Origin of the sequence: uncultured Sulfuricurvum sp., from assembly GCF_937936435.1 — a bacterium.
GTDB lineage: Bacteria > Campylobacterota > Campylobacteria > Campylobacterales > Sulfurimonadaceae > Sulfuricurvum.
In genome coordinates this window covers 1-5721 of sequence record NZ_CALDDG010000024.1, presented here as the reverse complement: position 1 = coordinate 5721, position 5721 = coordinate 1, and the positions used below count along the sequence as shown (strand labels likewise).

Annotated in this window: 7 protein-coding genes; 2 read left to right on the top strand and 5 right to left on the bottom strand. The window is 48.2% G+C overall.

Features of this window, described 5'->3' with window-relative positions; genetic code table 11:
• Window positions 1-91: 91 nt before the first annotated feature.
• Window positions 92-556 carry a DsrE family protein gene (locus Q0389_RS02755; protein ID WP_298691387.1) on the bottom strand — a complete coding sequence of 155 codons (465 nt, stop codon included), beginning with the start codon at window positions 554-556 and terminating at the stop codon, window positions 92-94.
• A 134-nt stretch (window positions 557-690) separates the two neighbouring features.
• On the opposite strand from Q0389_RS02755, the gene Q0389_RS02750 reads away from it, so the two are divergent.
• Window positions 691-1272, top strand: coding sequence for an NUDIX hydrolase (locus tag Q0389_RS02750; RefSeq protein ID WP_298691385.1), 582 nt, complete (start codon window positions 691-693; stop codon window positions 1270-1272).
• On the opposite strand, the gene Q0389_RS02745 is transcribed toward Q0389_RS02750, so the two are convergent.
• From Q0389_RS02745 to Q0389_RS02730, 4 genes are read right to left on the bottom strand one after another with little or no spacing between them, the layout of a single operon-like run.
• A complete protein-coding gene (locus tag Q0389_RS02745) occupies window positions 1248-1979 on the bottom strand; it encodes a DUF3108 domain-containing protein (RefSeq protein ID WP_298691383.1) in 732 nt (243 codons plus the stop codon). The genes Q0389_RS02750 and Q0389_RS02745 overlap by 25 nt on opposite strands.
• A 50-nt stretch (window positions 1980-2029) precedes the next feature.
• Complete coding sequence (locus tag Q0389_RS02740) at window positions 2030-2431, bottom strand: hypothetical protein (protein WP_298691381.1); 402 nt, start codon at window positions 2429-2431, stop codon at window positions 2030-2032.
• Between the two features lie 35 nt (window positions 2432-2466).
• Complete coding sequence (locus Q0389_RS02735) at window positions 2467-3318, bottom strand: aldo/keto reductase (protein ID WP_298691379.1); 852 nt, start codon at window positions 3316-3318, stop codon at window positions 2467-2469.
• Window positions 3319-3339: 21 nt separating this feature from the next.
• Complete coding sequence (locus Q0389_RS02730) at window positions 3340-4116, bottom strand: exodeoxyribonuclease III (RefSeq protein ID WP_298691377.1); 777 nt, start codon at window positions 4114-4116, stop codon at window positions 3340-3342.
• Between the two features lie 115 nt (window positions 4117-4231).
• Between Q0389_RS02730 and Q0389_RS02725 the strand changes: the two genes are divergently transcribed.
• Window positions 4232-5721: tetratricopeptide repeat-containing glycosyltransferase family protein (locus Q0389_RS02725; protein ID WP_298691375.1), on the top strand; the 1490-nt coding region annotated here is incomplete at its 3' end.

The window sequence follows — 5721 nt, the reverse complement described above, 5'->3', positions numbered from 1 at the left end:
CTCGCGACATTCAGCTTGGAAGGCTGACGCTCTAGCCAACTGAGCTACTCCCGCATCACGGGGAGAATTCTACCATCGATACCCTTAAATTTCATTTATCATGAGCGGGAATGTAGGCATATCCGGCATTTTGCCATTTGACCAATCCGACCATCGCCGATTTGATCGGTGTTACGAAAGGATAAAGGTCTTCGCTAAGAATCCCTTTTTTATGCATCCCCGACATACAGATATCGAAATGGATGCCGTATTTTTTTTCGATCTCTACGAGCCGCTTATGGATCGCTTCTTGGTTGTCTACCAGTTTTTTATCCATCCCGTACTGGGTATTGTCGAGGTTTTGGACGAAAAACTTATACGCTTCGCCGTGGATGACGACGGCGACTTCGACTTTGTCCCCCTGTGCGGTAAAATAATCGATCGTTCCGGGAACCCCTACGAGCAATTGATCGTTAAACGTTTCCATATTGCCGGTTTTCAAATCGATCATAAACTTTTTCGTATCGGCAAATGCAAACGTTGCCGCGAGTATTGCTATCAGTAAAAATAAACGCATGAGACTCCCCTTTGAAAGAATAAGATGAGGATATCATGGCACAGAAGTGTAAAAAGTACGTAAAAAACGGTTGGCGGCTTTAACCCGTTTACCTGTATAATAACGCCATTCTAAACTATCGGAAACAACTATTGATGAGAACCCAGCGCGTGCCGTTCGGCCAATGCAACCCTGATAAAAAAAATGCCGTCTTTTTAGCTATCTACGTCGATGCGATCTCGCCATGGCGCTATTTCAAAGACGACATGCAGCATCTCAAATGTCCCGCACTGATCATGATCGACCGATGGGACGGACGTATGGGATTTCCGGGAGGCACGGTCAATGAGGGTGAAAGCCTCCTAGAGGCCTTGGTCCGCGAGATCAAAGAAGAGGTCGGTATTACCGTCAAACCCGATAAAGTCCATCCCATCGTGAGTCACGAAAACCGTCTCGTGACCCATCTCTATGGCCTAAAGGTACTCGAAGCGGAATTTTTGCACATCTATTATCATATTCTGAATAATTTTTCCCGTTCCATCCTCCTGCATGCCTACGAAGAGGGGGACGCGTCCCATTTCATGTCTGAAATTACCGGAATCAAAATCGTCCCGCTCATCCATCATGAAAACAAAGGGATCAATAAATTTCTGGAAAATTCATTTGCGGGAGCAACCCGCAACGATTTGGAAGTCTTGCTCAGTGAGATTTTTCATCTCGATCCCTGGTCGGAATGAATCCGCTGTCCGACGATATCTCCGAATAGCAATACATCTTCCAACACCGCTTTTTCGCATAACCCGTCCGAGGCGAGATTGATTTGCAGCTCTCCGTTGGCGCTGCTGAATATCCGGTCGTTCAAAACCACCTGCAAAAAGTCTCCGCTCTGTAAATCCAATGTTTTCTTCACCGTTTCCAACGCTTTTCCTCTCGGATAGAGGATATCGATACGACCGTCTTTTCCATTCCCTCCGATTGCATAGAGCGTCAGGTTTTGGGGTGTTTTCATATAGTATTTGATATTAAAAAAAAGGGTGAGGATATCTTCGGAGGCGTAAAATTCATTTTCTTTTCGGCTCTGTTCACTGTCTTTGAGACTCTCTTTCCAGACAATTTTATTCGGATGGTCGAATGTATAGGTTTTGACCGTGACCGACGAATTCGTTTTGCGGACTTTGGTATAGACGTTTGGGATCAGTTTGCCATCCCTGACGATCCCGCGACTCTCATACGTCTCGGTACGGTTGTTGGAGAGGACCTTCGCCAGCCCCGTCGTCCTTGCATCGATCCGTATCCGATAGGTTTGATCGTCGTTCAGCTCCAGTCGGGCATCCGCGATTCCCATCGTCTGAAACACGCCGAAAGAGACCTCATACGAAGCACTGAGGGTTTTGGCACTGAGCAGTTGTGAGAATAAAGCCAGCACAAGAATGATTGTTTTCATAAATACCCCTTTTGTGCTACTTTACGGCCTAATCGTGGAGGATTCGGGGATTAGAGCTTCAGCAGCACCGATCCCGCACCTTTGGAGACGATTCCCAGAGGGACTTTAATCCCCTCTTCCATATGATCGGCAAAAATACGGTTCAGCCAAATCCGGTTGGTCTGTACCTTTTGTAGGATCAGATACTCCTCTTTGTCGATCGTCAACGTCATGTACGAGCCGATGGCAACGCTCAAGGGCTGTTTTTCCCCCTCCGGCATCAGGGTAAAGCTGAGTGTCTTTTTCGTCGTATCGACTGTTACGTTGTCCACTTTACCGTATCCGCGTGCACTGAAATAAAGCGACACCGCCGATGTCAAAATCTTTGAGCGGATCGTATCCATCGTAGAGAGTTCCGCACCGTTTACACTGCCTAGAAGCAGCACCAAAACCAAAGCAACGCGCTTAAGCATTTACCGTCCTTATTTAAAAAAACGGAAGTATAGCTTCACCCTTCTAAAAGTGTATTGATTCCTTCGATCTCGGAGGGTTCAAGTTCAAAACTGAAAATATCCATATCCTCTTCTATATGATGTTTGGAAGTGGAGCCGATCAGCGGGACGATCCCGCTATGACTCAAGAAACGGTAAAAAATCTGTGCCGGCGTCTTTTCATACCGCAGTGCGATCTTTTGCAACGTCGGGTGTGCCAGAATGTGGGGGTTGGCGGTCAGACTCCAGAAGCTTTGATAAACGATCCCCTGCTGCTTGCACCATCGGCGCAGTTCGACATCGTATCCGCTCTCGTCGTAAAAACGGTTTTGGACGACGGCGGGCTTGATGGCGGCATCGTTATAGAGTTTTTTGAGCAGTTCGAGATCATAACAGTTGCTGATCCCGAGCTGACGTGCGCCGCCGCGCTGATAGATCGCTTCCATCGCTTCCCATACCTGCTTGAGATGGGAGTAGGGAAAGAGCGGTGAATGCAGTACGAGCGAATCGATATAACCGGTTTGGAGATTCCGCAGGGAGGCATCGAAAGACTGGGCAACCTGCGTCGGAAGCGGTGCTTGAGGATCGTAGGGGATTTTATGGGGATCTTGTCCCGCAAGCGGGGTGAATTTGGTCTGCACAAACAGCTCTTCGCGTCCGATCCCCTGCTCTGCGAGACGGCGGATCGCTTCACCTACCTGCGGTTCGTTATAATGTTTCGGCTGACAGGCGGTATCGATGCCTCGAAACCCGCTCAATATCGCCATCTCCACCAAATCGGCGGTACGATCCTTTTTCCATGCCGTCCCGTAGATCAGTTTCGGCATTTTGACCTTTTCGTTCGTCTCGATGTAGGATACATTCCCCATAAAAACCCCTTTGTTTCAATTTTAAATCGCGATACGGATTCCGACGGGACAATGATCCGATCCCATGATCTCCTGCAGAATAAATGCATCTTCGAGAGCGTCTCTCAAATCTTCGGAGACGAAAAAGTAATCAATCCGCCATCCCACGTTTTTGGCTCTGGCGCTGAAACGGTACGACCACCAGCTGTATTCCCCCTCTTTATCGCCGTGGATATGACGAAACGTATCGATGTAGCCGTGAGAGAGAAGTTTGTCGATCCATTCCCGTTCTATCGGCAGGAATCCCGATGTCTTTTCGTTCGACTTGGGATTTTTCAGATCGATTTCACGATGGGCCGTATTGACATCCCCGCAAATAATGATCGATTTTCCCTCACTGCGCAGCGACTCGCAATAGGCCAAAAAACGCTCATAAAACTCCAGCTTGTAGGCCAGTCTTTCTTCGTCTTTTTGCCCGTTGGGAAAATAGACGTTGAACAAAGCGATATTGCCGTAGTGGTGTTCGACGATACGCCCCTCGTCGAGCAGATCGATATCGGCTCGACAATCGCAATAATGCGGTTCCAGTTCGCTTGCAATCATCGTTCCCGAATACCCTTTTTTCGCCGCACTGTTGATCGTACGGATCGGATAACGTTCTGCAAACAGATTCTCGGGTATCTGATCCGCAGTGGCTTTGATCTCCTGAAAGCAGACGATGTGCGGAGCTCGTTCTTCGATCCATGAAAATGCCCCTTTCTCCGCTACCGCACGGATGCCGTTGACATTCCATGAAATGATTTCGATCGATTCGGCCATGCCCTCTCCTATGTTAACATTCGGGCTATTATAGCAACAATCCCTCTTGTAGAACAACGTCTAAGAAGATACAATCACCTATGATCTTTATCCTGAAAGAGACAGCAACCGTATCATGATGGACAATACCTCCGAAAATTTACCGAATCTTTTGCAAACTGCCGTCTACGAGCAAACGTTAAGGCTCTATCATGAAGGACGGCATGAAGAGATTTTAGAGAGCATCGATGCTGTGATACCTAATGCGCTCAGTATCCCTATGCTGAGCGTAGCCGCATCGAGCGCTTACATACTGAAACACTACACCCGGACGGAGGCAATTTTACGCAACATTTTAGCTCTGAATCCCACTGCGGAAACGTATAACGATCTGGGGGTAGTTTTAAAAACGCTCAAACGTTTTGACGAAGCCCTCTCAGTCTACCGCAAAGCCATCGAGATCGCACCTGAAAATGCGACACTTTTCAACAATATCGCCAATGTTTTTAAAGAACTCGACGCTTTTAAAGATGCCGAAGCCACTTACATACAAGCGATTACCCTCAATCCCGCCTATGCAAATGCCCACCATAATCTGGGAAAACTCTACAAAGAGTTTAACCTGTACGAAAAAGCCGAATATTCCTATCGAGAGGCACTCCGCTACGAACCGGGTTCAATCGAAGCCCAAGCCAATCTGGGATACCTGCTTCTATCAGAAGGGCGATTTGAGGAGGGGTGGCCGCTATATGAAACACGCTACGATCTCAGCCTCAATCCTACTTTTGCATCCCCTGACGTATCCGCACCCCGATGGCAGGGAGAATCTCTAAAGGGCAAATCGATCCTCATCGTACCCGAGCAGGGGTACGGGGATGAAATTCAATTTGTACGCTATCTTCCGCTGCTCAAACGACACTCTCCGGCACGGATAATTCTGATGTGCAAACCTCCGCTCCACAGGCTTTTTTCGGTACTGGAGGCGATCGATCATATCATTACCTCCGTAGAAGAGGCTCCCGAATATGATTGTTGGAGTTATCTTCTCAGTCTGCCGATGTATCTTCATACGACTCTCGATACGATCCCTGCACAGCTCCCTTATTTGCATCTTCATTACACATGGATGGATAAAAGGTTGGGGCTTAATACGCACGATTATCGCGTAGGAGTAGTGTGGAGAGGCTCATCTTTGCACGATAATGACGCCAACCGCTCTCTTCCCGATCTCTCTTCATTATCGCCGTTATGGAACCTGCGGGGGATTACCTACGTCAGTCTGCAAAAAGAGCTATCCGATCAGGAAACTGAGACTCTTGATACCCTAGGTATCATCAATATGGGAAAAAACCTCCGCGATTTTGCCGACACAGCAACCGTCATTTCTCAACTCGACCTCATCATCAGCGTCGATACCGCCGTAGCCCATCTCTCAGGTGCGGTGGGAAAAGAGTGCTGGGTTCTTCTCCCTGCTCATGGGTGCGACTGGCGATGGATGAGAGATCGAAACGACTCACCGTGGTATCCCGGAATAGTACGCCTTTTCCGTCAAACAATCCCGGGAGAATGGAAAGAACCCCTCACCGAAATAGTCGAGGCGTTATCGGATCGCATTGCATTACCGAT

Coding starts and splice junctions, on each gene's coding strand:
- Q0389_RS02755 (WP_298691387.1), bottom strand. CDS start 556: ATGCGTTTATTTTTACTGATAGCAATACTCGCGGCAACGTTTGCATTT.
- Q0389_RS02750 (WP_298691385.1), top strand. CDS start 691: ATGAGAACCCAGCGCGTGCCGTTCGGCCAATGCAACCCTGATAAAAAA.
- Q0389_RS02745 (WP_298691383.1), bottom strand. CDS start 1,979: ATGAAAACAATCATTCTTGTGCTGGCTTTATTCTCACAACTGCTCAGT.
- Q0389_RS02740 (WP_298691381.1), bottom strand. CDS start 2,431: ATGCTTAAGCGCGTTGCTTTGGTTTTGGTGCTGCTTCTAGGCAGTGTA.
- Q0389_RS02735 (WP_298691379.1), bottom strand. CDS start 3,318: ATGGGGAATGTATCCTACATCGAGACGAACGAAAAGGTCAAAATGCCG.
- Q0389_RS02730 (WP_298691377.1), bottom strand. CDS start 4,116: ATGGCCGAATCGATCGAAATCATTTCATGGAATGTCAACGGCATCCGT.